Here is a 25,596-nt window from a genome sequence, read left to right on the forward strand (position 1 = left end):
TGTTTTCATGCATAAACGGTGTATAAACGATGAATATTGCGTGCATATTGGCGTGAAAATGGATACGGAAATTGAAAACCGCGTAACTATGCGGATTGGCAGGCGCAGACATATGTATAAAACCCATATTTTGTGCACATGTCCGTACTGTAAAGCACTAAAGTGGAGGCCCCCGGGGGTGGTTACGAAAAGTGAGCGCCACCTGACGCCCGAACATTTCTCGCAAAATTTTATAACCGAGGGGTTAACGTAATCGAATACGCAAGCATATACCTGAGCGCTAATTCTACCGTGGATTTAGCGCTTTTTGTATTGCGGAAGGGTTAACGGAGGCCGGACGATTATAAACGATAAAACGACGCTAATTTTCACGGAGGTGTTAACATTGGATGACCGATACCTGCGCTGCCCTACGGATGACGGCGGGATGTACGACTATTACGTTCTGCACGACGGATTAATTTACGGAATGGCAAGCTGCGACGATGCGCTGTATCCGTTATCTGACGAAGAGGCGGAGGCATTCCGCAACGCACATATACCCTACGCCAAATCTGACCGTTGATTTAGGCATTTTTGTGTTTCCGGAGTATAAACGGTCATCCAGCGCAATCAAACGCTAAATCCACGCTAATTTTACGGAAGGAGGACGCAACCATGTCCGATAAGAAAAAAGCCGCCCTCGAAGCACGATTAGAGGGGCGCCAGATTAAAGCCGCGCTACTGTGCGTTGAGCGCGAGTTCGCAGCGGAAGACGAGCGCAAGTCATTCGATGAAATCGCGGAAGAAATCGGCATCAGCCGCCAATCGCTGTTTAAGTGGCGCACGCAAAACCGCGCCTTTATCGAATATGTCAATTATGTCGCGGATGATTTCCTAGCGTCTGAGCGTGCGTACGTCTACCGCCAGCTAATGAAGACGATAAACGGACCGCAGCCTAGTGTTAAGGGTATAGATCTCTACTTTAAGCGGCACGGTCTCATTACGCAGCAGGTCGCGGTCGAATCGAAAGACGCTACGTCAACGCGTTCGAACGAAGAGATCACGCAGGAACTCGAAGAATTGGACACGCTGCTGGCGGACGTCGACGGCGAAGAATAACGAAGGAGGTGCGTTCCAATCGCATTTGTCAACGATGCCTGGCTTGATAAAGCTGCGCGAGAAGAGCGCATCAAGCTCGTTAGTGAGCGCGCCAAGAAACTACGCGACCTAGTCAAAGCCGGCCGAGCAACAACATATCACGAAGAATCATTGCGCGCTACGATTGCGGAGTTAAAGCGGCTCAAACGTATCGATCGCGCTGAGTACGATTTGCTCTACTTCACATACGAATATTTCTCGGAGGACTTGAATCCGGGCAATCCCGATAACTTGATACCGGCCGGACAGAAATACGAAGACGCGGCGGAATTTCACCGGACATTGTGTTCGCTGCTGGACGATATCTCGCGCGGAGGAATCGAGTCTAACGTCGGCTGGTCGGTAGGACGGCGCCACGCCAAGACCGCCTACCTGTCGAACTCGTATCTATGTCACCAAGCGGTATATCGGCACAAGCATTATATCGTCGAGGTATCGGAGACAACGGACGTAGCCGGCGACTTTATTCAGTGGGCACGCAATCAGCTCGTATTCAACGAGAAGCTGCGCGAGGATTTCGGCGTCCTCCTTCATCCGCGAAAGTCGATGAACGAGACGGACAACAAGTACGAATTTATCACGCTAACCGGAACGAAGGTCGAAGCGAAGGGCATGGGTACGCAGATGCGCGGACTCCGCCACGGATCGCACCGGCCAGACTTGTTTTTGCTCGACGATTTGGAATCCGGCGACAATACGAACACGAAGGAATTGCGCGCGAAGAACCTTAACTGGTTCCGGACGGAGATGCTCGAGGCGTTAGGCTTCGGCGGCATTTGCGTATACATGGGAACCATCGTCCATTACGACTCGCTACTCAATCACGTACTGACCAAGCGTAAGGACTTTATCTCGCGTAAGTTTCCGGCGATTTTGCGTTGGTCTGAACGCGAAGACTTATGGCAGCAATGGCGCGAAATCTACAACGCGGACAGAGACGAAGCGAAAGACGAGGCCGACGATTTCTATGCGAAGAACGAAGCGGAAATGCTACGCGGTACAGAAGTATTGTGGCCGCAAGCCTACACGTACAAGTATTTCATGGAAAAGCGCGAGGCTATTGGAACCAAGGCGTTCAATCAGGAATATCTCGGCAATCCGATCGACGAGGAGTCGCAGGTATTTAAGCCGGAAGACTTCGTTTACTATACTGAGTCGGACATCGATATCAACACGCTTGAGATTTACGCCGGCATTGACTTCGCGATGGGCAAGGAGAAGGGCGACTATAGCGGCATCATATCGGTCGGCAAATCGGCGGCCGGCGTTTGCTACGTACTCGACGTTTTCCTTGAGCGCGTTCATCCGGACATATTGCTCGATACCGCGGTCGAAAAAACATTACGGTTTCAATACGATGGCCTGGCGGTAGAGGCGCAACAAGCGCAAGAATGGTTCGCGCAGAAGTTGGCGGAAGCCTTACAGAAGCGCGGATATCCAGCGCACACTCGCTTAAAGCAAATTAAGCAACGTACGCGAAAAAGCCTACGGATTGAGGCGCTACTGCCGGACATCCAGGCGGGCCGCATCCGATTCAAACGGGAACAGCGCTTGTTGCTCGAAATGTTCGAATTATATCCGAATCATAACCACGATGACGGACCGGATGCCTTGCAAATGGCCGTTTCTGCCGCGCTATCATCTTCCGGATATGTCCGGACAGCGCGCAAACGTACACGATAACTAAACGAAAGGAGGGCGTAAATGCTTACGAAACTCATAGCGCCATACGCGACGATTAGCGAAGACTTTTACGAGCGCCTTATTTTCTCTCCGCTGCAGCAGGCGTTAGGCGGCCAGACCTGGCGCCGGATCGACCGTCAGCTACGCGATTACGAATATTACGCCGGCAAGCAGCACGTAAATCCTGCGACCGGTCAGCTCGTAACCGCGAAGGAGATGCCGAGGCCGCCCGAATTGGATTACGATCCGATCCGTTTTCCGACGAACTATTTCAAATCGTTCATCGACAAGAAAGCGCGCTGGCTTATGGGCGGTCAACACGGTATTAACGTTCCGACTCCGCAAGAGCCGACGCCAGAGCAGGCGAAGGTTGCCGCAAGTTACGAGTCGTTGCTGTATCAGTTATGGCGCGAAAACAAGATGCGGACGTCCTTAACGAAAGCAGCTCGCGATTACCTTATCGCCCGCCGAGTCGTATGCAAGATCGTATTTGACACGAATACCGGCAAATTACGTTGGGTATGGCGGCCGGATACCGAATTTGTTCCCGTTTATTCCGACGAAGACATGACGCTGTTAATCGGCGGCCACTTCGTATCAGAACGCGAAGAGGACGGGCGGACACTCATCCGCAAAGAATCGTTTACGCTCGAAGGCGGAGCGTGCTATTACGAAGACGCCGAATATACGACGGACTTGAAACGCTACCGCACTATTACAGAGAAGGCGTCGATGGGAATCGATTTCCTTCCGCTTGTGGTGTTCGCGGTTCCCGGACTGTCTGGCGAGGAGATGGATACGTCAGAAATCGAAGCGATGCGCGCCGTTACCGATCGTCTTAACGCGATGAACGAGGATGCCGCCGATTCGCTTAAATTCGAAATGTTCGCGATGACGGCGCTCCTTAACGTGCCGGCCGGAACAGCGGAAAAGGTACAGATTGCGCCAGGCGCAGTTATCGAAGTGGTCGGCGGGATGGGCGGTACCGAGGCGAAACCAGACGTCAAACGGATTGAAGGTACGTTCTCCTGGTCCGCGGCATTCGACGGACAATATTCGCGATTGAAAGCGGCATTGCACGAGATCACATCGCTTCCTAACGTTGTGCCGCAGGAACTTAACTTCGGCGGACTCAATGGCGATGCGCTACACGTACTATTCCAATCGATCATACAGGAAACAGAAGAACACTGGCTCGAATGGCAGGACGGTCTGCAGGAGCTACATGAGAAGTCTATACGCTACCTTAAGGCGCGCCTCGATCGCGCTGTTTTTGCGTACGACAAATCGGTTGTACGGTCGATTAACGACTATACAAACGAGATTAAATTCGTTCTTCCGTTGCCGGATAACCGCAAATCACTCGTTGAGTTGTTGACGGAAGAAACCGCATCAGGATTCGAATCCATTGCCGGTGCTATGCGTCGTTTAGGCGTAGAGAATGTCGCGGCGAAAAAGCAAGAAATCGCAGGTGAGACGGCGGAAAGACGAGCGGAGACAGACCCGTACCAAGGAGGAAACGGTAGTGTCTAGGTTTTCAAACTCAACCGTCACGCATTTAGCCGGCGCTAATGCGGTCGATGCGCAGGCAGTTACGCCAAACAACAACGCTAATCTGACGCGCGGTGCTACGAAAGGGCTGTACGTTGGCGGTTCCGGCGATGTTGTCGTAGTCATGGCGGGCGGAAGCGAAGTCAAATTTACCGGATTGGCTGCCGGCATTGTCCATCCGCTATCGGTCGTACGCGTTAAAGCTACCGGAACAACGGCGGTCGGCATTGTCGCGGTGTACTAACGATGATTATCGGAGTAGGCGTAGGAATGAGCGCGGCCAAGGTAAACGCAGAGCCGCCGGTATTATTTGCGGATGACTTTAATCGTGCGGATGCCGCCACGTTAGGCGCACCGTGGTCCGTGTTCGCGGGAAGTTGGGGCATATCGGGTAACACTGCGAAGATTATCGCGAGTCCCGACTACGATCAGATTGTGTACGTTAACCTGCCTGGCGCGGACAAGGTATCCGTCAAAGCACACGTACAAATGGGCGCATCCGATGCGTCGATCATCGTCCGATACAATCCGGATTCACGCGATAACTTTTACCAATGGGGCAAGGACGGACGCCTATACAAGAACGTCGCCGGCGCTTGGAACGCGCTTGGTTCGTACAATCCGCCGAGCGGCATCGAGTGGGCCGAATTAGAGATCGTTCTTAACGGCGCTAATATTGACGCCTACTATAACGGTCTGAAAGTCGTATCTGCCACGGATACCGCTCTCATCGATAACAAGTGCTTCGGTATGCGCAACGGCAACGGAACAAGCGGCGTATGGGACGATTTCGAGATAAAGGCGGTGGCGCCGTGATTGTAACCGTACCGAAAATCGGGACCGGATCATTTGACGATCCAGTGCGTCCGGATACGGCGGCCGAATGGTGGCAGATCGTAGAAGAGAACGAAGACAGTTACGTTATCGAGATCCTCGAATAGCGTGACCGACTTACGGCATGTCGTTAAACTGGCGGTCATTTAACGTAATAGTCGACGGACTTTAAACGGAGGTATTGCGATGAAACAACGATTTAGATTACCGCTAGACCTGCAGTTATTTGCGGAGGAAGGCGGCGGCGAGGGCGGACAGGAAGGCGCAGAGCAAAAGCCGGCCAAAGTAGAACTTACTGCGGAACAACAGGCCGCGGTTGACGCGATGATTAAAGAACGTCTCGCTCGCCAGCAGAAGAAATTCGACGACGAGAAGGCGGCAGCAAAGGCGGAGGCCGAACGCATGGAACGCGAGAAAAACGAGGAGTACAAACGACTGTACCAAGACGCTCAAGCGGAACTCGACCGCGCTCGCACCGAAGCAAAAACGGCAGCACTCAACGCTACGAAAACGCAATTGCTGATTGAGGCCGGATATTCGGCGGAACAATTGGCTCGCGTTAGCAAGTACGTAATCGGCGAGGATGAGGACGCAATTAAGGCGAGTATTGCCGAAGTCATTGCGGACATGCCGCCGAAAGCAAACGGGGTCGACCCGAATCCGGGGAACGGCCGCAAGCCAGATCCGAAGCCAGGCGATTTAACTAACGTCGGCAAGACGCAGTATGAACGCTTGAAAGCCGCGGGTAAACTGCGCCGTTAATTGGATTCGTTGACATAACCAAAACCAAGGAGGAAAACAAATGCCAGCTTATAGCTTGAAAACATCTCAAACAGCATTCAGAGGCGGAAAGAACATTCTTGCGTCCGAGCATCTCCAATTTATCGAAGGTGGCGCAACGCTCGACGGTACGAAGTTTCCGGCCGGCACAGTCGAAGTAGGAACGCTCATCGCGCGCAACACTACATCCGGTAAATACGAGCCGTTCACAACCGCAATAGGCTTTGATAATTTCGGAATCTTGAACATCGACCTGGTATCTGACGGAGCTACAGATTTTGTTGTCGGCGAGGTAATCGTTCGCGGTTCCGTGTACGAAGCGAAGTTGCCGACGAACGCAGCACTCGCAGATTTCAAAGCAGTTACGCCAATGATTCGTTTCGTAACCCACATCTAAAAAGCAGGCGCCTTTCGAAAATCGGAGGCGTCTTTTTTACGCCCAAAAACACACATTAGGAGGAAATTTAAATGGCAGGTATCACATATCTTGAGCAATTCCAAAAACCCGCACTTCGCGGCTTGGTAGACGCAACACTGGCGGACAGAAACGAGGTTCCAACGCTTGGTGACCGTTTCCTTCCGGACGACCGCATCTTCTCTAATACCTTTGCGTACGACATCATCAAGAAATCCCAACACATTGGCGCAATGATCGGTTACGGCGCCGAGCCTCCGGTTGTAGACCGTGATGCAGTAGCGTCCAAAATGGGCGAAATTGCGAAGATGGGTCTGAAATACATCGCAACCGAAGAGGAATTGCTGATGCTGAATCAGGCTCGTAATGAAGGCGAAAAACAAGCAATCATCGATCGTCTGACGGTAAAAGGCGTAGACTTGGTCAACGCTCTCCTGCGTCGTGTTGACGTAATTAAAATGGAAGCACTGACGAAGGGCAACTTCTCTTACAACAAGAACGGCGTTAAAGTTGGCGTTGATTTCGGTATTCCTGCGGAAAACAAAGTCGCTTTGACAGGTACGGCAGCATGGTCCGACGCTAGCGCAGATGTTATCGGAGACCTTCTCGATTGGGTTGACGGATACTCCACTACTAACGGTAAAGCACCGGACGTAATCCTGATCTCGCGCGAAGTCCAAGCGCTGTTGCTGAAAAACTCCGTCATCGTTAACGAAGCGCGCGGCGCAAATAGCGGAGCAACTCGCGTTAGTGTCGACGAGCTGAACAGCGTTCTTGGTGGCTACGGTCTGCCTCCGGTTCAAATCGTTACTAACCGCAAGGTGACCGTTAAGGACATCTATACCGGCCAAGACGAAACAATCGAGTTTTTCCCGGTTAATCGCGTTGTAATGTTGTCCGAGGGTATCGGTAACTTCCTGTACGGTCCAACGGTTGAGAACGACTTCCAGCCTGGCGTTGTACTCGATGCTTACGATAAGAACGAGCCGATCGAATCCGTTCTGCGTACGGTAGCAGCCGGCTTCCCTGCGGTTGAAGCGCCATCTCTCATCTTCCACGCTGACGTTTACACTCCGTAATAATGGCTAACGTAAAGGTCGAAGTCCTCGACGCAGTAGTCGACGGCAAAGGTAAAGGCGCGGTTCTCGACGTGGAAGCGAAGACCGCGAAACACCTCGCCAGCATCGGCTATGTACGCGTAGTAGAGGAAAAGAAAGCGGAGAAGTCGGAAGATAAGCCCGCAGAAGCAACGAAATCCAAACGCGGCAAATAAGGAGGCGGCAGAATGGCGACATTGCCCGAATTAACTGAGCGCTTGGCCGCCCGTTTTCACAACGTTCCCGGCGTATTGCCTACGGATATCGATGCGTGGTTAACCGAGGCGCTCTATCAATACGGATACTCGCCGTTAACTGCCGCAGACATTCCAGACGACGAAACGCCGCTCGTTATAACGTTGGCGCAGATACAAGGCGCCCGATCGATCGCGTTCTCGGTTGCGCATTACTTCAAGTACACGGACGGCGAAGAGGCGGTAGATAAGACGATGGTCTCCGAACAGTACCGCAAACTCGCCGCCGATCTTGCTGCGGAGTATGAGCGCGAACGGGGCGTAATTATCGGCCGCAAATCGGCTTCAACGTTTAAGGTGATGCGTCGTATTGACCGCGATATGACGGTGCCGAGGCGTTATGGCTGGTGGTGGCGCCAGTGACGGAGAACGAGCGCAGGCTAAACGAATTATTGGCCGAATTGCATGACGCCTATCTCGAAGCGTCCGAGGACATGTCCGACACTGTCGTCAAGGATGTCGCAAGTACGCGCCTGCAGGTCGTGGATTTAATAGAGGAATACGCGAACAAGGACAATACGATAAGTCGATCGCGCGTCAATACTCTACTCCGCGACCTAGAGGCGGTCGAACGCGATATCCGCGACGTCACTGAATCGGCGTTAATCGGCGCGATGGAGGACAGCGCAGATATTGCGTATAGTGACGCTTTTACGGCGTTCCAGAAGGCGCTCGGCCTATCGGCTGATTTCGTTTTGACTGCGAAGGTGGCTGAAAGCGAGATCCTGTCCGGATTGAACGGGCGCAAGCCAACGCCTCGCAATATTGCGGAATACCTGGCGCAACGAACCGGGCCTGACGGATTAACGCTATCGAATCGCGTATGGCAGTTTGCCGGCGATCAGCGTGCGGAAATGGGTAACGTGCTGCGGCGCGGAATCATTCGCGGAGATACAACGACGAAGATGGTACGCGAGATACGAGAAGTATACGATACGGAAGCCTGGAAGGCGCGAAGACTCGCAATAACGGAGGCGAATACGGCATACAGAACCGCGATAGGTTATACGGCCGAGAAATCGAAATTCGTTAGCGCACTTCGCCTTATTCCCGGCGTCCATCAATCGGAGAAATGCGTATCGGTATCGCAACAGAACCGCCACGGACTCGGCGCCGGCATCTTCTTACCTGGTGACGCGGACATCTACAACATTCATCCGTACTGTACGGCCTATACGCAATACATCTTATCGGAGGAGGTGCGGTAATGTTAACGGACGCAGATGTCGAGTTTATACGCGCTAATCGGGCGGATATCAAGCAGCACCGCACCGAATCCGTAATCGTTGAGCACACAGACGGCCGCCAAACGGTCGCAAACGTCATATGGTCGGAGCCTCGTGTACCGAACGGAAGTCCGGCGCGAGCTGTCGGCGACTATTCGTTCGATAACAACGACTACCAGGCGTCATTCGATCCGGAAGTCGGTATTTACACCGCGCTTAAGATATGGCGCCATAATCAGCGGTACATTCTGACGGACATTGATGCGAGAGGACTCGGCGGATTAAATCGCTATGAATGCCGCCTGATGCTCGCGGTCACGGACGGTCAAAGTGTCACCGTTAAGCCAAGCGCAGTTGATGACGGATGGGGGCAGCCGATCGAGCTGCCAGCGTTTACGCTCGATTGCTTCGTTCAGGAAGAGACGCGAACCGTTGCGAATCAATACGGCGAAGAGGCCGTCGTTCAGCTCCGCATCGTACTCGAAGGATTGGCGCGCATCTCTTACCGCGATAAGATCCGGTATGTTAACGAGATCGGCGTAATCGTCGAGCGTGAACCGGTCCGGATTGCGGTTAAGCGGCGCGTAGATGGGACGCCTTTGATAACGGAGGTGTACGTCTAATGTCGATCGAGTTCGAGATGGACTTCGCTAAATTCGCGAAGCTGATGGACAAGGCGGGCGAGGCCGTCCAGGATGGCGCAGTCAATGGCGTTGAGGATGCGCTTGAATACTGGCAATTGAAGGCGACGAATATTGCGCCAATCGGCCGTTATAAAGGGCGCCGCGGCGGTAATCTACGCGCACGTATCGACCACACGACGCCGAAAGTTGGACCGGACGGTATAACGGGTTCCGTCGTAGCGAATGCGTTTAATAACGGCTTCAACTATTCGCTATATCTGCATGATGTGGCGGCCAAGAGCGGCGGAACAGCGCGCGAACCTGGAACGGTCCTCGACTTCTTAGAGCAGGCGAAGAACGACAGCGAAGCGCGTATGCACCGGTTAATTGAAGACGCAATCGAGGCGGAGCTGCAGCGGAAGGGGATGACGTAACTTGAGCGTAATAACGGACATGGTCGCGATTGAAGCGTATATCAAAGCGTTGTTCCCGACAGCAACGACCGGCAAGCAAGACGTGCCGCTGCAACCTCCGTCTAATTCGTTCTACGTGCGGATGATTGACGAAGACCGCGAGACGGAAACACGTTACCACTTCCGGATAGATCGCGCTTATCAAATCGTCCACGTTGCGAACAGGCCGGACACGGTGCTGGCGAATATGGATGCGCTAGGATCGGCGGTATATCAGTCGGAGTTGATCGAACATATCCGCGTCAATGCGTTTTCCGTATCACAGCCGGCCAAGACCGAAAACGGCCTATTCGTAATTATCGGCGTACTCGATACGAGCGTGAGAGAAGCGCGCAACCAAACGCAATATCCAAAAATTAATAACGTCAATGTACGACGGATTTAACGGGCGTCCCGAATTGGGGCGCTCTTTTTATACCCAAAAGGAGGTACTCACATGGCAGCAGGTCAATGGGACCCAACAGCGCTACCAAAGCGCCCAGGCATCTACATTAACTTCAAAGAAGCCGCGGCCGCTCAAATCAACGGAGGCGCACGCGGTACTGTCGCTATTCCGTTGTTGAGTTACGCAAATACAGCGACAGCCAAAACGTTTTACACGGTGGCATCCGAAGCAGAGGCCGCAGCACAGTTCGGACTCGCTAACGTTGAGTCGATTCTGCTCGCGCTTCAAGGCGGTGCGCGTGACGTTCTCGTCTACACGATGCCGACAGCTCCGGTCGAACAGGATTACGTTGATATGCGCGAAGCATTCGATACGCGGCCGTTCAACGTGTTCGTATTCGACGGCGAATCTGATCCGGTACAGCAGGCGGCAACTAAAACGTGGGTCGAACGCAATCGCGAGGAAGGAAAGCATTTCTTCGTTGTTATCGGTGGCGACGCGGCATCCGACGCAGATCCAACGGCCGGCATCGCACGGACAACGCTTAATAGCGACGACTATATCGTAAACGTGACGGTCGGCGGCGTTATCGGTACGGAGACATACACATCCGCAGAATACGCGCCGTGGGTGGCGGGCGACATCGCAGGCACTCCGATTAACGAATCGATTACGTACGATCCGGCACCGCTTGAGGACGTAAATAAACGCTTGACTAACGCACAGATAACGGCAGCGCTCGAAGCCGGTTCGCTTCTGCTCGTGCATGATGGCGCGAAAGTGAAAATCGAGAGCGGCGTCACTACCTCCGGTAAGAAAATTCGGAATATTCGCGCACGACAAGCGATTGCGACCGACATTACACGCACAGCTACCGACAACTACATCGGCAAATTGGACAACAATCCAAGCGGGCAGGCGGTTCTTATCGTCGCGATTAAAGCGTACCTCGAAACGCTGGAAGCAGAGGGCGTATTAATGAATCCGGTAGTCGCACTAGATCCGAACCGTCCGAGCGTTGGCGACTCCGTATTCCTCGTGATTGGATACATCGAAGTCGATAGCATCGAACGAATCTTCCTCACAATCAACATTTAAGGACGGTGAAAATAGATGGCAGTACCATTAGACGCAAAACGCGTCATTAGCGGAAACTTCGGAAAAGTGTACGATGTCGACGGTATGTGGCTCACGAATGTAACGTCGATCGAGGCTAACATCGAGATCGGCATGGAGGAGGTACGTCGTTCTGGAACGCGTTGGCTTGGAAATAAAACGACTACGCTTAAGGGTTCCGGCAGTATTGGCGGATACATGGTCACCTCCGAATGGACTGAGCGCATGAACCAAGTAACAGACGACGTGAGTTCGCCATTTGTCACAGAACTCATTGCGGAACTTGACGATCCGGAATCTTTCGGTGCGTATCGTGTGCGGTTGAAAAACGTCACATTTGACAATATCCCGGTAATCAACTTTGAGGTAGGCTCGCTAGTAGAACAGGAGTACACGTTTGTATTCTCCGGCTACGAAGTTATCGACGCAATTAGACCGAACTAATAACGCAAATAAACGACAAGAGGGCGGACTCCGGTTCGCTCCTTTTTAATTTCGGAGGGATAAACGCATGGCTAAAGGATTGGACGCGCTGCTCGGCGCAACGCTTGAACTTACGAAGGAAGTATATATCGCACGTTTGAAAACACATTTCACCATTAAAGCGCTCGGTAATGAGGATTTACGCAGAATCAATGACCGTGCATCGAAACCGGACGGTAAAGGCGGCATGGTAACGGACGACCGGATGTTTAACGCGCTGGTTGTGGTAAAAGGTTGCGTTGATCCGGACTTTAACGATAAGGCGCTTAAGTCTCACTACGAAGCGGTCGATGACGTTGATTGCGTTACAAAAGCGTTGTTGCCCGGTGAAATGGCAAAAGTGCTCCGCGCTATTCTCGATTTGTCTGGATTCGGTAATGAGGAAGAGCTAATCGAAGACGCAAAAAACTAATCAAGGCGGGGGGTGTCCCGTTCCTTCTTCATGTCATTTTCCAGCGGCACCATATCCCGCCTGATGAAATTTACGCAAAAGAAAAACGTCATCAAATCTTCCTGTTTGCGTCGATGCTCTTAGTCCTGGAAGACGAGGAAAAGGAACGGAAAACCGCAGAGAGAGCGCGAAATCGTGCGCAGGGAGGAGGGCGACGAGTAATTGGCATTTAATCTCGAAGGACGCATCCGAATTAAAGACGATGGCGCAAGCCGAACGCTAAGGGACTTAGAGAAGCAACTAGACCGCGCCAAAAAAGCAAGTTCGGAGTTTACGGACACCAATAAGATGCTCGCCAGAGCGCAGCAAGCCGCAAGTTCCGCCTCGACCAATGTAAAACGGGAATTGTCCGGAGTTGAACGCGCCACAAAGAACGCGGAAAAGGCGATGGACGGACTTAACTCGAAGGTTAAGAACGTTTTCCGCAGCATGGGCGCAGGCATCGGTAAGGGCGCGTTATTCGGCGGAATCGCAGCGCTCGGTACGGCGGCATACTTCGGTGGAAAGTCGCTTAGTAAGGCGATGGATTTCGAGGCGCAGATGTCCTCGATCGAGGCGTTAACGGGCGCGACCGAAAAGGAAATGGCGCAGATGCAGGCGCTCGCCCTTAAGATGGGCGCGGCTACGAAATACAACGCGTTAGAAGCTGCGCAAGCCATCGAAGAGCTGCTCAAGGCAGGTATACGGCCGGCAACCGTTCAATCAGGCGCATTGGAGGCGGCACTTAACCTCGCGACGGCTGGCGGACTTGATCTCGCAGCGGCTGCGGAAATTATGTCGACCGCGCTTAACGCGTTCCAGGAAGACGGCATGACAGCGGCACAAGCGGCGGACATTCTCGCAGGTACGGCGAATGCATCCGCAACAAGCGTCGAGGAATTGCGCTATTCCCTTTCGATGTCGTCGGCGGTTGCGGCCGGTCTCGGCATGAACTTCGAAGACGTTAACGTTGCGCTCGGCCTATTCGCGAACCGCGGCCTTAAAGGATCGGACGCCGGTACGTCATTGAAAACGATGCTTCAAACGCTACAGCCAGTAACGGACGAGCAAATCGAATTATTCCGCGCACTCGGACTCGTGACGGCGGACGGATCAAACCAGTTCTTCGACGCGGCCGGTAATATCAAATCGCTGAACGATATCGCGGGAACCTTACGTAAATCCATGGCGAAGTTGACGAACCAAGAGCGACAGCACGCGCTTAAACTCATGTTCGGTACAGACGCGGTACGTGCGGCTACGATCCTGTTTAAAGAGGGTTCGGAAGGCGTAGAAGAGTTCCGCGAGGAAATGTCGAAGGTCACAGCGCTCGATGTTGCGCGTAAGAAGATGGATAACGCGGCCGGTGCGGTTGAACAATTCCGCGGCGCGCTCGAAACGCTGCAGATTGCGGGCATGATGCCGATATTACCACTCGTTAAGGATCTCGCGAATGGAGCTGCGGATTTCATTGAGGCATACAGTCCGCAGATTACGGCCGGAATCCAATCGATGGTTGACCGTGCGAAAGCGTACATCAAGACGAATTTTACGGACAATCCGGAGTGGCAGAAGCTCACAACATTAGAGCAGAAGATAGCATTTACGTTCGATAAGTTTGGTGAAGCATTTAACCAATGGTGGTCATCTGACGGGGAATCGCTTGTAACTAAGGCAGCCACGAACATAACTAACGTTGTTGCGAACGTACTTGGAAACTCTCAGCCCCTTATTGATGCGGCCATAAAGTTGGGGGTAGGAATTGCCAACGGAATCCGCAAAGGAATTATGGACGCGTTTACTCTTCCGGAGTCCATTCTGAATCTAGTCCCTGGCGCAGAATCACCTCAAAAACAACGCCTAATAGATTTTAACAGTAAAATGGAATCCACTCCGGATAACGTTCCACTGCTTGGGGAAGGCGGCGTTATGCAGGCACCGACCAAGAAGAAAGGTTTCTTGGGCCTCGGGTTTAGTGGGGGAATCCAAAATGTCCCTTACAATAATATGCCGGCGAGATTGCACGCAGGCGAAGCTGTCTTGCCTCGTGAGGAAGCGAAAAGGTACAGAAATGAGCGCGGTGCCAATGGCGCAGGAACAGGCGGAGTAACGGTTAACGTGTACGGCCTAACTGTACGCGAAGAAGCAGATATCGAACGAATTGCAAAACGATTGGCATACGAAATGTCGCAATAAGGAGGCGAATACATGGCGCGAGGAAAGCCGCAGTTTTGGCTGAAATTTAATAACGGCGCAGAGGTGATGTGGTTACCGGTCAATCCGGACACAATTGCCGTAGCATCTGTGCACGGTTACGAAGACATCGAAGTCTCTAATCTCGGCGAGTATACCATTATCGGTAACGGCCGCCAGAAAGAGTTCACCCTGTCTTCTTTGTTTCCGCGTGATTATAACGCCTCCTTTTGCGAGCATCCGAGGTTATTAGATCCGTGGGAATACGTAAAGACAATCGAACGGTGGCAGCGGTCCGGAAAGCCTGTCCGCTATATCGTCACCAATACGCCGATTAACATCGCGGTCACAATTCGTAATTTCGAATACGAGGAGCGCGGCGGTGAGCCTGGCGATATTTATTATACGCTGGACCTTAAAGAGTACACGTTTATTAAAGTCGCAAAGAAGGGCGATCCAAACGCAAACAGTAGCGCAGCCGCACCGAAGGCCACAACGTCAGCGCAGCGGCCAAGTACGCGAGTTGTTCCGACGTCCTATACGGTTAAATCCGGCGACTCGCTCTTCAAGATCAGCGCGACGGTTTACGGTAAGGGCAACGATTGGCGGAAGATTTACGACGCGAATAAAAAGGCGATCGGTGCGAATCCGAACGTTATCCGGCCTGGGTTGAAGTTGGTGATACCGTAATGGCGACGAATATTCGCGTATTGTATGACGGCAAGTATTATATCGAACCGCTTGTTAAATCCGTCAAATGGTCCGGTGACGTAGCGAAGCCGCACCGTACGCTGCAGGTATCGTTATCCAATACGATAAATGGCGAGGAACAGGCGGTCGATATCGAAGTCGGCAAAGAGATCCGTTTCTATGCGGACGGGGCCGGCCTGTTCCGCGGCATCATATTCGAATACAACGTGAGCAATCGCGGCGACGCAACGCTGACCGCGCACGATGAGAACGTCTACCTCACGAAGAACGTAGATACGCGCAAATTCGTGAATATGACCGCGCAGGCCATCGTTAAGGAAATCGGCAAGGCATACGGCATCCCAACGGGTGATATCGCGGCGACAGGCTACGTTATACCGAAGCTGATACTGCGCAATATGACGCTGTGGGACATGATCGTTACCGCGCTAACTGAAACACGCAAGCAGAACGGTCGTAAATTCGTCCCGGTCGCGAGTAACGGAAAGCTCCATCTGCGCGAAAAGAAAGACGGAGCCGTGCGTTGGATGCTCGAAGACGGCGTTAATATTACGAGTGCCAGCCGGTCGCGGTCGATAGAGGAGACGCGTACATCCGTTAAGGTAATCGGTGGCGACGATAAGAAGCCGCTGACAGCTACGGAAACGGACGCGGCCATGGTAAAGCAGTACGGTCTTATGCAGCATTTAGAGCAGGCGGAGTCCGACCTTAAGCAATCCGCGATAACGCAGCTCGCCAAGCAACGACTAAAGGATCTCGCGAAAGTAAACGAAGAGGTATCGGTCGAGGCGCTCGGAATATCGGATGTCGTGGCCGGCACAGCCGTTTACGCGTTCGAGAGCATGACGGACCTGGTCGGCGGGTTTTACGTTAACGCGGATACTCATACGTTCCAGGGCGGCACGCACCTAATGGATGTCACGCTTTCCAAAACGGACGACTTGCCGAAATTGGAATACGAAGACGATCCGGTTAAGAAAGCCGAAGTTAAGAAGAAGAAAAAGAAAGCGGCCGGCAAGACGACCAAATCGAAGAAGACGAAAAAGCCGAGCGCATCGGATTTATTTATACAATCGATAAGCAATCGATAGGAGGTGCGGAGATTTGACGCAATTAATCGAAGGCAGCGGAATCAGCCAGTTTAAGGCGTTGATACAAACGCTAGGATACAACAAAGACGTAGATATCGAGTTTGCGACGGTAACAGCCGCGCCTCCTAATCTGCGCATCAAAATCGACAATATGCCGGTAGAATTGGACGCTGACGACCTCGTTATCTGCGAGCATCTTACGGAGCATACGCGCAAAGCTACGATAGACGGCGGTTCCGAGGTCGATATCGTTTACAGCGCAGCGTTGGCGACCGGAGATCGCGTAATCGTCGCGTCCAATGAGTCCGCGCAAGTGTACGTCATTCTCGACCGGATAGGAGGCGTATAGTATGGCGCTAAGTCCGCTAGAACCGGTTGATATCGCAGCAGAAGAGGTCGCAGATTTAACGGATGAGCAGCCGCTTAAGACATACGGACTCGACTTCGTTAACGGCGAGTTGGGCGGGACGGTTGACGGCATGACCGCGATTAAGCAATTCGTTGTCAAAGCGGTAAAGACGGCGCGATTCCGATTTACGATTTATGACGATGATTACGGTAGCGAGATCGAGGACCTTATCGGCTCGGATGCATCTGCAGAATTGTTGGATACAGAGGTGCCGCGTGTTATCGAGGAGGCGCTGCTCTACGATGACCGCATTGACGACGTATATGATTTCGAATTGACACGCGAGGGCGACCGCCTTTTCGTGTCTTTTTACATTGAGATAAACGAGGAAGTTATACCGATGGAGGTGACGATTTAATGGCGTATGAGGACCAAACGCAAGCCGCGATACAACAGCGGATGTTAGACGCGTCGCCTCCGGACATTGATAAGCGGCAAGGCTCGGTTACGTACGATTTGACGGCGCCAGCAGCGATCGAGATTGAGCGCGCATATGTCGAACTCGACGTCGTGCTGGCCGCAGGATTTGCGGATACAACTTACGGACCGTGGCTCGATATGCGAGCGCGAGAATACGGCCTGACACGTAAGCCTGCGGTTAAGGCAATCGGCTCGCTAACGTTCAGCGGTCCGGACGGAACCGTTATTCCTGCGGGAACAGTCGCGTCAACGGGCGGAGAGACTCCGGTCTATTTCGTAACGAAGGCGCCGGCCGCAATCGCAGGCGGAACGGTTACGGTCGCTGCAGAAGCGCAGGAAGGCGGAGCGGACGGAAATGCAGGCGCAGGCACGATTAACACTCTCATCGGCGATTTAGTCGGCGTCGTAACGGTTACAAACGGCACATTCTTCGAAGGCGGCGTCGATGCCGAATCCGATGCGTCGTTATTGGCGCGCTATCTCGAACGTGCAGGGCGTCCGGCTACGTCAGGCAACGCGAATCAATATCGGCAATGGGCGCTCGAAGTTCCTGGCGTATCTGATGCGCGAGTCTATCCGATATGGAACGGACCGGGAACGGTTAAAATCGTCCTGCTTGACGATGAGAAGACCGCGCCGGACTCGACGATTGTTAGCGCAGTTCAGGCGTACATTGATCCGACGCAAGACGGAACGGGCCAGGGCGTCGCTCCTATTGGCGCAGTCGCTACGGTGGCGGGCGCGGTAGAGGTTCCGATTAATACCGCGGTAAAAGTACAACTCGCTCCTGGCGCAACGACGGCGGAAGTACAGGCGCAAATTGAGGCGGGCGTACGCGCTTATCTGCAGAGCCTCGCGTTTACTGATCCGCTTGTACGTGTGACGCGGATCGCTAACGTAATCCTCGACATTCCGCCAGTCATTGACTACGAGAATCTTACGGTAAATGGTGGCGGAGCTAACATCGCGATCGCTGACGGAGAGGTTGCGGTATTAGGTACGGTGGTGGTGACGACGTGAACGAAGTAGCGAAGAGAATGCGCGACTATGTGCCGAAATACTATACGGAAATGCCGGTCGCCACGAACATACTCGACCGCGAAGCCGAAGAGATTGCGCGACTTGACGCCAGCATTGACGATGTCCTGGCGCAATTCTTTATCGAGACGGCAACGTGGGGGCTAACGCATTGGGAGCGTATCTTCGGCCTGACGACGGACTTAACGAAGACATACGCACAGCGGCGCGAGATCCTTCTGTCGAGACTGCGTGGCGTCGGCACGGTAACGGCGGAGCTTATCGAAAACGTCGCTCAAGCGTACGCAAACGGTGACGTAGACGTAGACATCAACGCGCCGGCATATACCGTCATTATCACGTTTGTCAGCTCGCTAGGCGTTCCGGATCAGATTGACGCGCTCAAGGCGGCCGTACGCGATACTACGCCGGCTCATCTTGCGATTGAGTACGTATTCCGTTTCTACACTTACGCGGAATTGGCGGCAGGCGGACGGACTTACGGGGATGTGGTGGCGACGGGCAAGACGTACGGCGAAATTTATAATCGGGGGTTGACGTAATATATGGCGCAAACAGCGAATTTAGGGCTACCGCTAATCGATGCGAATATGACGGCGGATGTACCGCGCGACATGAACGCGTTGGCCGAGGCGGTAGATACGGCGGTAACGGAGGCGGTCGAGGGCGTAACGGTGCCGGACGCTACGACTACACAGAAGGGCGTTGTGCAGCTTAACGATACGACGACAAGTACGAATAAGACGCAAGCTGGGACGGCTGATGCGGTTAGGCGTGCGTATGATCGAGGTAGCGAAGGCGTAACGGCAGCGGCGGCGGCACAAGCGAAGGCAGATGCGGCAGAGACTCCGGCAGGGGCACAGGCGAAAGCGAATACTGCGGAGACGAATGCGAAGAACGCAAGTTTACCGAGGACGGGTGGACTCCTATCAGGCGATGGTCCTATCTTCGGAATTGTTGGGGCTACTCATGCATACCAAGAGTATTATCCTAAAGGTATTGCGGCAGGGAGAAAGGCTTACACAGGGTTCGGAGGAGACCTTGCGGACTTTCATATCCAATGCTCCGGCGGTAATATTGTTTTTTTGGATGAGTCTGGACAGACAAGTGTAGCTGATTTAAAGTCCTCTGTCGCTAACGGGAAACAGGCGATCGCTACCGCCATTAGCGGCAAGGGAGTTCCGGCATCAGGTAGCGACGAGTTTGCGGTATTAGCGAATAAGATTTCGCAGATTAAGACGGGGATACAAGTGTCGTCGGGTAACTTGGCGGTCTCAACTGGGGCGAGAACCATATCGAATTTACCGTTTAAACCGCAGATATTAATAGTATATGGGAGAGCAGAAACTTTAATTAACTCAGGGTATCAGGCACGAGCACGCGGCTACGGAATCGCGTATAACCTTAGTGGTAGCAACACAATTGGTAACTCACTGCTGGCTGACCTATATCGGGATGGTTTTAGCATAGAAACTAATACACAGACACTAACAAACGTCGTATTTGGCGCAAATTCTGTGAGTTTTGATGGCATTACGGGAACGGTATCCCCTAATGGAACAGCGTATATCGTATTCGGAGTATAGGGAGGGAATAACGGATGAGAACAGTTGAACCGTTAGGTAGACGCTTCTTTTGGGTGAAGTCTACCGGAAATATAGTGGCGCAGCGGAACGAAATGTCCGCCGGCATCGAATCCACGAAAGAGGAAGATTTCGCAGTCTACGTGGAGTTAAAGCCGTACGAGCCGGACGCTATCGAAATGACCACGTTTGAACCCGGACAATATGCGGAAGAGTTCGCAACCGCGTCAAGTTGGCGCTTCAATCCGGACACAGGCGAAATCGAGTTCGCGTATCCCGATCCGACTAACCCTGAGCAACCGCCGGTATATCAACCGCCACTAACCGCACAAGTCGCGGAACTCAAGGCGGAAACGGCCGCACTTAACCTCGCAATCATCGACGTATGGGAAACACTCGCAGGAGGTGGCGTATAATGGCTACGATAATCAACTCGCTTAAGATCGCATACTCGACGGCAATATTCCGCCACGGCACGAAGACGTTTCCGGACATCTTCGCCAGTTATGTAGAGCCGGTCAAGGAATACGCGGCTGCAGAGTACGATATGGCGACGCTCGATCGTGCACTCGCTTCCGGATGGATAACGCAGGAAGAATATGACGCAACAGTGGCGCTGAAAGAACCGCAAGTATAAAGCCCTCGGATAAATTTCCGGGGGTTTTTGTTATATGGAAAGACGGAAGGAGTACGGAAATATGCCGGATCAGGACGAAGTAATCCAGCAGCTACAATCGCTGTCGGCCGAATTTGCGCGGCTGTCGGCGGCAAACGTGGCGGACGAAACGCGGTTAAAACTACTAGAGGAGACGCAAAAACGACATGACGACGAAATCCGCGAAATCAAGATATCAACGGGCGCGATGAAAGAGCACTATATGCAGATTCTCGGGCGGTTTGACTCGCTCGAAACGAAGTTGTTTACGCTACTACAACAAACACAGACGGACGGTGCGAAGGAAAGGACGGCGAATCAGCGCGCTTGGATATCGCTAATCAAATACGTTCTCGGCGGTACTATCATAGCGCTCATAACGTATGTGTTCACGAAAGGCGGCGTTTAATCAATGCGATATGTATCGAATCACATACCGAAAGATACTCCGCAAAATAGGCGTCCGGAATACTTCATGGCGCCTTCGACGATTACGATTCACAATACCGCTAACCTGACGTCAACAGCGGCGAACGAACGCAGTTGGCTAACGAATCCGGCAAATAAGGCTCAGGCATCGTATCACATTGTTGTCGACGAGCGCGAGGCTATCGAATGCATTCCGTTGAACGAGAGCGCCTGGCACGCGGGCGACGGCAGCGGCGCTAAGTCCGGCAACCGCACATCAATCGGCGTTGAAATATGCGAAAGTGGGAACTACGCGAAGACACTCGATAACGCTGCGTCATTGGTTGCGCAGATGTTAAAGGACCGGGGATGGGGCGTTGATCGATTGCGCCGCCATTTCGATTGGTCCGGCAAGATTTGTCCGCGGCTTATGTATGATGACGGAAAATGGACGGGCTGGTTCGCGTTCAAGGCGTCAGTACAACGTAAGCTGGACGAAATGAAAGGAGCAACGGCCAAAGTGGAAATTCCGAAAGCAACCGTCATGTACGACGGAGTTAAGGCGCAGGACGCCGTTATCATTGACGGCAGCGTGTACGTACCCTTGCGCTATATTGCCGAGAGAGTCGGCGCAAATGTGGCGTGGGACAATACGAAGAAAATCGCAACTATTACGTCTAAGGAGCGTGGTTAATATGAGTAAGTGGAAAAACTACGGAATGTGGGTATCGTTGACGGCTGCGGTATTGCTCGCGATTCAGGCGGTGGGCGGCATCTTCGGCTTTACGATTACGCCGGAACAGTATGACGAAGTTGTGGCCGCTGTTAACGCGGTGCTCGGCGTGCTGGTCGTCCTGGGCATCGTAAGCAATCCGAAAGAAGGCAACGGGTACACAGATAGCGAAAACGAATAAAATAAATGCGCCCATCGGCGGAGTTGATACGTATAGGATCGTATACACTTCGTTGGTGGGCGCTTTTCTTTGTTTGTGGTATTATTTAGGCGATAAGGGGGGGAAATAACTCAATGAAAAAGTACCTAACCAAAGAGAATATTGCAGGGGGAGTCCTTGTTTTAGTAGTTCTTTTCATAACGATACCTGCGATATTATCAATCGACATTCAGAACGAACCGCCGCAGCCTTCGATCCAGTACGGTATTGGTGACGAGTTAATTGACGGGCCTTTTGGTTTCACGATAACTGACGCCAAACGCGACGGAGAAGAGGTAACGCTGCATGTCCGGGCGAAGAATCACGGAAGCCAGGCCGAAGCGCTTTACGGAGGAAGTGTGCGTCTGGTAGACGTTAACGGCCGAATCTATGAGCACGCACTGGATACCGTTTCTAAGTTAACGGTTAATCCCGGGATGGAAACCGAGGGCAAAGTGACGTTTGAGGTGCCTGATGATGCGTACGGATTAAAGGCCGCGGTTAATTATGACGCGATCCAAAGTTCCGTAGATAAGGCTTTCGGAAATAAAGCCGAATATAAAACGATAAAACTCGAACTATAATCCACCAGGCCGCCGCTAATCAGGCGGTCTTTTCATGTCCGCTAAAACCTCCGCACCACGTCCGCCAATGTATCCGTGCATTAATACGCTTGCCTGCGCGGTCAAGTAATCGTCCAGCATTTCGAACACTCCGTGATAGCCGCGGCACATATAACGCGCTGCAATTCCGTATTTATTCCGCTCAGTATCGAACACTTTTATTCCGCGCTTCCGGCACTCCTGCTTGATTTCGTACAAGTCCGCCCTCGCCTGCTTAATCGCGTCATCAATCGCCAGTATATACGGATATGGCGTCCGAATCACGCCCGACTCGGCGATAACCTTCCGATCGCGTTCAAGCGCCGATATGATGAACGGCAGCACAATATACGGTTGTATTAACACGTAATCCTCCGAACTAATTAGCGGCGGCATGACGTTCACCTCCGAATGTTTGTTCGTATATTATAGCGCAATTTGCAGCGGATTACATCGACCAAAAATCGTCAGGCGACACGTTATCGCCGGTCAACTTTCGGACGGCAGCGATTAGTTTGCGCATAGTCGAACCGCTCGGGTAATATTCCGGCCGGCTGCAGACCCGCGTTAATGTGTCGCGGCCTAGTTTCGTTTCCTCGCGTATCCTCTCCTGCGGAATCCTCTTACGGTCCAAGTAGGCGCCGAATTTGCTGCGCTGTTTTCCGAGTCCCATACGATCACCTCATCCATAGCGTGGACAAGTCTAGCGAAATTTATACGACTCTATCCGCAAAAATGCGGAAAGATGACCAGGCCGTCGTACATATGTATTTAGCAAACGCGATTAAGGAGTGTGGTCGAAATGATTAACGCAGTACCGTTCGTCCAGATGGCGGTTGTTGGAGTGGCTTCGCATATGCTCGAGCGCAAGGTTGAACACGCAGGACATGGCGGAAAGGTTGTCTTTATCCGCCTGGCTACGTATGTAATTTACGGCGTAATAACTATGTATCAATGGCGCGACCTCTTCCGTTTTGCCGTCCGCATATTCGACCTGTGACGTATGCATTTACGTATACATCAACGTATGTATCGGTACTTATGTAATCGGCGTCTAAAGGCGCATAGTGGCGCGGTTTTACGAAACTGTTTAAAGCACGGCACCAAAGGAGGCGGGCTGAATGTTGGTAAGCGGAGCAGGCGGCGCGTTGGCGCTCGCTAAAGTAATCGGCGCAGGAGGATGCGGAATCGCAGCGTGGCAGTTGTGGCATACGTTTCCGGACCAAGTATTGCGGAGGTCACTCGTTAACGTCTTCCGGCGCGGCGACTTGTACTATAAGATACGCGGATTTCGCGGCCGAGAGGTGCGCAGCTATCCGACCATCTTACGCGTGAATACGTATCTCAACCGGATTGAGGCGGCGTTTCGATTACCGGTCGGAATGGACCCGTCACGCATAACGGAATCCGAGTGGTTATTTCGCCAGGTGTTCGGAGCTGATGCGGAGTTATCGCCGGTCAACGATGCGCGTACGTTCGTCCTACGTGTGTACACGGTCAATATGGCGGAGTTCGCGTACGATCCGGATGAGGTAACGGAAACGATTCGCGGTATGCGGTTACCGATATACGTCGGCAAATCGCGCACAGGCAACGTCGCGTACGAGATGGTCGACAATCCGCATCTACTCGTAGCCGGCGAAACGGGCAGCGGCAAGTCCGTCGCATTGCGCTCGATATTGACGACGCTCATCCGTCATAGCGGCGATAAGCTCGAACTATATTGCGCGGATCTCAAGCGGTCGGAGTTCCACGTATTTCGCGGAGTGGCCCGCGAAGTCGTAACGGATGTCGACGGATTGGAGCGCATTGTCCTCCGCCTGCAGCGTGAAATGCGGAAGCGTGGCGATCTCCTGGACGCGGAAGAGGTAGCGCACGTTGACGACTTACCTGCGAATAAGCGGCCGCCTTATATCGTTCTGGCAATCGATGAGGTGGCGCTATTGAAGCGTGAGAAAGACGTCATGGCCGCTGTAGAGGACGTCAGCACGATTGGGCGTGCCTTAGGCGTATTCCTTATCCTATCGATGCAGCGGCCGGATGCTGGCGTATTGGAGGGGCGCCTAAAGAACAATTTGACTGTGCGCATGGCCTTCCGTCATTCGGACGCGATTAACAGCCGCATAACGATCGGATCAGACGAAGCTGCGGCGATAATGGAGCGCGACAAGGGGCGCATGGTATTGAAGCTAAACGGATGCGAATACGTACAGGGACCGCACTTAACGTTGCCGGCTGCGCGCGAACTGCTTAAGGATTACAAAATTAATAATGCTAACGTTAATGTTATCAATAATAATCATGATATTAATAACGATGACGTAATCGAATTGGAGGTGCTGTAATGAATGCGCGTGACAAGGCGATAATCGCGGACATTGAGCGGTTTCGGTACCTAACTCGCGATGACATTGCGGAGCTGTACTTCGGTCATACGCGCCATCCCATAACGCAGACTAATCTCGTGCTCAAGCGATTGAGACGCGATGGATACGTTAAGTGTTCGACCGAGCGGCGCAAATACGTCTATTACGCTGCAGACCGGAAGTTAAAGGCGGACTCGCAGAAGGTGGCGCACTTCCTGGCGATCGCGGACTATTACAAGCGCATACGTGCCGTAGAGGAGCCGCGAGTATTCGAAGTTGAACCGAAACTTGGCGGAAAAGGACAGCCGGAGCCGGACGTATTTACGATATGGAAAGGCGCTCCGTGGTACGTAGAGATTCAGCGGTCGACCTATACGGATAAACAGATGGCGGAGAAGCTAAATCGCTATGAGGCGTACTACAATAGCGGAGAATGGAAGCGCGAGCCGTGGCAGCCGCAGAACCGTGCGATATTTCCGTACGTATGGATTATCGGAGCCGCGAAGTATAACGTCGGAGAGCGTCCGTTCCGCGTGTACCAGGCGAGCGTTGACGAGATGATGGCGCGTATAAAGCGGTGAGGAGGTCGCGTTAATACGACAAAATTGTGGCGTACTATTATGAACTTTACACCATATGAATATTTCACAATAGAATAAAATCAAGAGCCGGTCGTATCAAGCGAAAACTTGAACCCG

The 25,596-nt window shown here is 52.7% G+C and carries 38 protein-coding genes; 36 read left to right on the forward strand and 2 right to left on the reverse strand.

What is annotated here, in order from left to right:
* The first annotated feature begins 385 nt into the window (after window positions 1–385).
* From JNUCC32_RS31015 to JNUCC32_RS31170, 33 genes are all read left to right on the forward strand, one after another.
* Window positions 386–565, forward strand: a complete 180-nt coding sequence (locus JNUCC32_RS31015; RefSeq protein WP_192572803.1) for a hypothetical protein — start codon at window positions 386–388, stop codon at window positions 563–565.
* A 92-nt stretch (window positions 566–657) separates the two neighbouring features.
* Window positions 658–1,101: a phBC6A51 family helix-turn-helix protein gene (locus JNUCC32_RS31020; protein ID WP_192572804.1), complete on the forward strand. Its 444-nt coding sequence runs from the start codon at window positions 658–660 to the stop codon at window positions 1,099–1,101.
* 150 nt (window positions 1,102–1,251) lie between these two features.
* Window positions 1,252–2,823, forward strand: coding sequence for a phage terminase large subunit (gene terL / locus JNUCC32_RS31025; protein ID WP_228469034.1), 1,572 nt, complete (start codon window positions 1,252–1,254; stop codon window positions 2,821–2,823).
* A gap of 21 nt (window positions 2,824–2,844) precedes the next feature.
* A complete protein-coding gene (locus tag JNUCC32_RS31030; protein WP_192572805.1) occupies window positions 2,845–4,356 on the forward strand; it encodes a phage portal protein in 1,512 nt (503 codons plus the stop codon).
* Window positions 4,349–4,618 carry a spike base protein, RCAP_Rcc01079 family gene (locus JNUCC32_RS31035; RefSeq protein ID WP_192572806.1) on the forward strand — a complete coding sequence of 90 codons (270 nt, stop codon included), beginning with the start codon at window positions 4,349–4,351 and terminating at the stop codon, window positions 4,616–4,618. Before JNUCC32_RS31030 ends, JNUCC32_RS31035 begins: the two co-directional genes overlap by 8 nt.
* Window positions 4,619–4,620: 2 nt before the next feature.
* Window positions 4,621–5,190 carry a hypothetical protein gene (locus tag JNUCC32_RS31040; RefSeq protein ID WP_192572807.1) on the forward strand — a complete coding sequence of 190 codons (570 nt, stop codon included), beginning with the start codon at window positions 4,621–4,623 and terminating at the stop codon, window positions 5,188–5,190.
* On the forward strand, window positions 5,187–5,315 hold the full coding sequence (locus tag JNUCC32_RS31755; RefSeq protein ID WP_267132992.1) for a hypothetical protein: 129 nt from the start codon (window positions 5,187–5,189) through the stop codon (window positions 5,313–5,315). The genes JNUCC32_RS31040 and JNUCC32_RS31755 overlap by 4 nt, the downstream gene beginning before the upstream one ends.
* Window positions 5,316–5,394: 79 nt before the next feature.
* Entirely contained in the window at window positions 5,395–5,970 is a 576-nt protein-coding gene (locus tag JNUCC32_RS31045) for a capsid assembly scaffolding protein Gp46 family protein (RefSeq protein ID WP_192572808.1), read from the forward strand.
* 40 nt (window positions 5,971–6,010) lie between these two features.
* Window positions 6,011–6,385, forward strand: a complete 375-nt coding sequence (locus tag JNUCC32_RS31050) for a hypothetical protein (RefSeq protein WP_192572809.1) — start codon at window positions 6,011–6,013, stop codon at window positions 6,383–6,385.
* Window positions 6,386–6,456: 71 nt separating this feature from the next.
* Window positions 6,457–7,482: a major capsid protein gene (locus tag JNUCC32_RS31055; RefSeq protein ID WP_192572810.1), complete on the forward strand. Its 1,026-nt coding sequence runs from the start codon at window positions 6,457–6,459 to the stop codon at window positions 7,480–7,482.
* A 2-nt stretch (window positions 7,483–7,484) separates the two neighbouring features.
* Window positions 7,485–7,676: a hypothetical protein gene (locus tag JNUCC32_RS31060; RefSeq protein WP_192572811.1), complete on the forward strand. Its 192-nt coding sequence runs from the start codon at window positions 7,485–7,487 to the stop codon at window positions 7,674–7,676.
* 12 nt (window positions 7,677–7,688) lie between these two features.
* A complete protein-coding gene (locus JNUCC32_RS31065) occupies window positions 7,689–8,117 on the forward strand; it encodes a hypothetical protein (protein ID WP_192572812.1) in 429 nt (142 codons plus the stop codon).
* Window positions 8,114–8,962: a structural protein gene (locus tag JNUCC32_RS31070; protein WP_192572813.1), complete on the forward strand. Its 849-nt coding sequence runs from the start codon at window positions 8,114–8,116 to the stop codon at window positions 8,960–8,962. Before JNUCC32_RS31065 ends, JNUCC32_RS31070 begins: the two co-directional genes overlap by 4 nt.
* A complete protein-coding gene (locus JNUCC32_RS31075; protein WP_192572814.1) occupies window positions 8,962–9,603 on the forward strand; it encodes a hypothetical protein in 642 nt (213 codons plus the stop codon). The genes JNUCC32_RS31070 and JNUCC32_RS31075 overlap by 1 nt, the downstream gene beginning before the upstream one ends.
* Before the next feature lie 17 nt (window positions 9,604–9,620).
* Window positions 9,621–10,037 (forward strand): hypothetical protein, encoded by a 417-nt coding sequence (locus JNUCC32_RS31080; protein ID WP_192572815.1) that lies wholly within the window; start codon window positions 9,621–9,623, stop codon window positions 10,035–10,037.
* Between the two features lies 1 nt (window position 10,038).
* The gene (locus JNUCC32_RS31085; RefSeq protein ID WP_192572816.1) at window positions 10,039–10,461 is read left to right on the forward strand and encodes a hypothetical protein; all 423 of its coding nucleotides are present in this window, start codon (window positions 10,039–10,041) and stop codon (window positions 10,459–10,461) included.
* Between the two features lie 51 nt (window positions 10,462–10,512).
* Window positions 10,513–11,559, forward strand: coding sequence for a phage tail sheath subtilisin-like domain-containing protein (locus JNUCC32_RS31090; RefSeq protein WP_192572817.1), 1,047 nt, complete (start codon window positions 10,513–10,515; stop codon window positions 11,557–11,559).
* A gap of 15 nt (window positions 11,560–11,574) precedes the next feature.
* Window positions 11,575–12,021 carry a phage tail tube protein gene (locus JNUCC32_RS31095; protein WP_192572818.1) on the forward strand — a complete coding sequence of 149 codons (447 nt, stop codon included), beginning with the start codon at window positions 11,575–11,577 and terminating at the stop codon, window positions 12,019–12,021.
* Between the two features lie 67 nt (window positions 12,022–12,088).
* Window positions 12,089–12,472, forward strand: a complete 384-nt coding sequence (locus JNUCC32_RS31100; protein WP_192572819.1) for a phage tail assembly chaperone — start codon at window positions 12,089–12,091, stop codon at window positions 12,470–12,472.
* Between the two features lie 201 nt (window positions 12,473–12,673).
* Complete coding sequence (locus JNUCC32_RS31105) at window positions 12,674–14,686, forward strand: phage tail tape measure protein (protein ID WP_228469035.1); 2,013 nt, start codon at window positions 12,674–12,676, stop codon at window positions 14,684–14,686.
* A 12-nt stretch (window positions 14,687–14,698) separates the two neighbouring features.
* The gene (locus JNUCC32_RS31110) at window positions 14,699–15,373 is read left to right on the forward strand and encodes a LysM peptidoglycan-binding domain-containing protein (protein ID WP_192572820.1); all 675 of its coding nucleotides are present in this window, start codon (window positions 14,699–14,701) and stop codon (window positions 15,371–15,373) included.
* Window positions 15,373–16,485 carry an XkdQ/YqbQ family protein gene (locus JNUCC32_RS31115; RefSeq protein WP_192572821.1) on the forward strand — a complete coding sequence of 371 codons (1,113 nt, stop codon included), beginning with the start codon at window positions 15,373–15,375 and terminating at the stop codon, window positions 16,483–16,485. Before JNUCC32_RS31110 ends, JNUCC32_RS31115 begins: the two co-directional genes overlap by 1 nt.
* A gap of 13 nt (window positions 16,486–16,498) precedes the next feature.
* The gene (locus tag JNUCC32_RS31120) at window positions 16,499–16,834 is read left to right on the forward strand and encodes a DUF2577 domain-containing protein (RefSeq protein ID WP_192572822.1); all 336 of its coding nucleotides are present in this window, start codon (window positions 16,499–16,501) and stop codon (window positions 16,832–16,834) included.
* 1 nt (window position 16,835) lies between these two features.
* Window positions 16,836–17,252 carry a DUF2634 domain-containing protein gene (locus JNUCC32_RS31125; RefSeq protein WP_192572823.1) on the forward strand — a complete coding sequence of 139 codons (417 nt, stop codon included), beginning with the start codon at window positions 16,836–16,838 and terminating at the stop codon, window positions 17,250–17,252.
* On the forward strand, window positions 17,252–18,334 hold the full coding sequence (locus tag JNUCC32_RS31130; RefSeq protein WP_192572824.1) for a baseplate J/gp47 family protein: 1,083 nt from the start codon (window positions 17,252–17,254) through the stop codon (window positions 18,332–18,334). The genes JNUCC32_RS31125 and JNUCC32_RS31130 overlap by 1 nt, the downstream gene beginning before the upstream one ends.
* Entirely contained in the window at window positions 18,331–18,894 is a 564-nt protein-coding gene (locus JNUCC32_RS31135) for a YmfQ family protein (RefSeq protein WP_192572825.1), read from the forward strand. The genes JNUCC32_RS31130 and JNUCC32_RS31135 overlap by 4 nt, the downstream gene beginning before the upstream one ends.
* A gap of 3 nt (window positions 18,895–18,897) precedes the next feature.
* On the forward strand, window positions 18,898–19,938 hold the full coding sequence (locus JNUCC32_RS31140) for a phage tail protein (RefSeq protein WP_192572826.1): 1,041 nt from the start codon (window positions 18,898–18,900) through the stop codon (window positions 19,936–19,938).
* Between the two features lie 14 nt (window positions 19,939–19,952).
* Entirely contained in the window at window positions 19,953–20,351 is a 399-nt protein-coding gene (locus JNUCC32_RS31145) for a hypothetical protein (protein WP_192572827.1), read from the forward strand.
* A complete protein-coding gene (locus tag JNUCC32_RS31150) occupies window positions 20,351–20,572 on the forward strand; it encodes a hypothetical protein (RefSeq protein ID WP_192572828.1) in 222 nt (73 codons plus the stop codon). The genes JNUCC32_RS31145 and JNUCC32_RS31150 overlap by 1 nt, the downstream gene beginning before the upstream one ends.
* Window positions 20,573–20,606: 34 nt before the next feature.
* The gene (locus JNUCC32_RS31155) at window positions 20,607–20,999 is read left to right on the forward strand and encodes a hypothetical protein (RefSeq protein ID WP_192572829.1); all 393 of its coding nucleotides are present in this window, start codon (window positions 20,607–20,609) and stop codon (window positions 20,997–20,999) included.
* 3 nt (window positions 21,000–21,002) lie between these two features.
* Window positions 21,003–21,692 (forward strand): N-acetylmuramoyl-L-alanine amidase, encoded by a 690-nt coding sequence (locus tag JNUCC32_RS31160; RefSeq protein ID WP_192572830.1) that lies wholly within the window; start codon window positions 21,003–21,005, stop codon window positions 21,690–21,692.
* A 1-nt stretch (window position 21,693) separates the two neighbouring features.
* A complete protein-coding gene (locus JNUCC32_RS31165) occupies window positions 21,694–21,912 on the forward strand; it encodes a phage holin (RefSeq protein WP_228469036.1) in 219 nt (72 codons plus the stop codon).
* A gap of 113 nt (window positions 21,913–22,025) precedes the next feature.
* The gene (locus JNUCC32_RS31170) at window positions 22,026–22,514 is read left to right on the forward strand and encodes a DUF4352 domain-containing protein (RefSeq protein ID WP_192572832.1); all 489 of its coding nucleotides are present in this window, start codon (window positions 22,026–22,028) and stop codon (window positions 22,512–22,514) included.
* Window positions 22,515–22,529: 15 nt separating this feature from the next.
* Here the strand turns inward: JNUCC32_RS31170 and JNUCC32_RS31175 are convergent, their stop codons facing one another.
* Both JNUCC32_RS31175 and JNUCC32_RS31180 read right to left on the reverse strand, forming a co-directional pair.
* Window positions 22,530–22,928: a YhjD family protein gene (locus tag JNUCC32_RS31175; RefSeq protein ID WP_192572833.1), complete on the reverse strand. Its 399-nt coding sequence runs from the start codon at window positions 22,926–22,928 to the stop codon at window positions 22,530–22,532.
* 52 nt (window positions 22,929–22,980) lie between these two features.
* On the reverse strand, window positions 22,981–23,205 hold the full coding sequence (locus JNUCC32_RS31180; protein ID WP_192572834.1) for a transcriptional regulator: 225 nt from the start codon (window positions 23,203–23,205) through the stop codon (window positions 22,981–22,983).
* Window positions 23,206–23,334: 129 nt separating this feature from the next.
* Between JNUCC32_RS31180 and JNUCC32_RS31185 the strand changes: the two genes are divergently transcribed.
* The 3 genes from JNUCC32_RS31185 to JNUCC32_RS31195 all read left to right on the forward strand — a co-directional run bounded on the left by JNUCC32_RS31185 (window position 23,335) and on the right by JNUCC32_RS31195 (window position 25,479).
* Window positions 23,335–23,532, forward strand: a complete 198-nt coding sequence (locus JNUCC32_RS31185; RefSeq protein ID WP_192572835.1) for a hypothetical protein — start codon at window positions 23,335–23,337, stop codon at window positions 23,530–23,532.
* Between the two features lie 121 nt (window positions 23,533–23,653).
* Window positions 23,654–24,877: an FtsK/SpoIIIE domain-containing protein gene (locus tag JNUCC32_RS31190; protein WP_192572836.1), complete on the forward strand. Its 1,224-nt coding sequence runs from the start codon at window positions 23,654–23,656 to the stop codon at window positions 24,875–24,877.
* On the forward strand, window positions 24,877–25,479 hold the full coding sequence (locus tag JNUCC32_RS31195; protein ID WP_192572837.1) for a replication-relaxation family protein: 603 nt from the start codon (window positions 24,877–24,879) through the stop codon (window positions 25,477–25,479). Before JNUCC32_RS31190 ends, JNUCC32_RS31195 begins: the two co-directional genes overlap by 1 nt.
* The last annotated feature ends 117 nt before the right edge of the window (window positions 25,480–25,596 follow it).

This window comes from Paenibacillus sp. JNUCC32 (assembly GCF_014863545.1).
Lineage (GTDB): Bacteria > Bacillota > Bacilli > Paenibacillales > Paenibacillaceae > Paenibacillus_AQ > Paenibacillus_AQ lautus_A.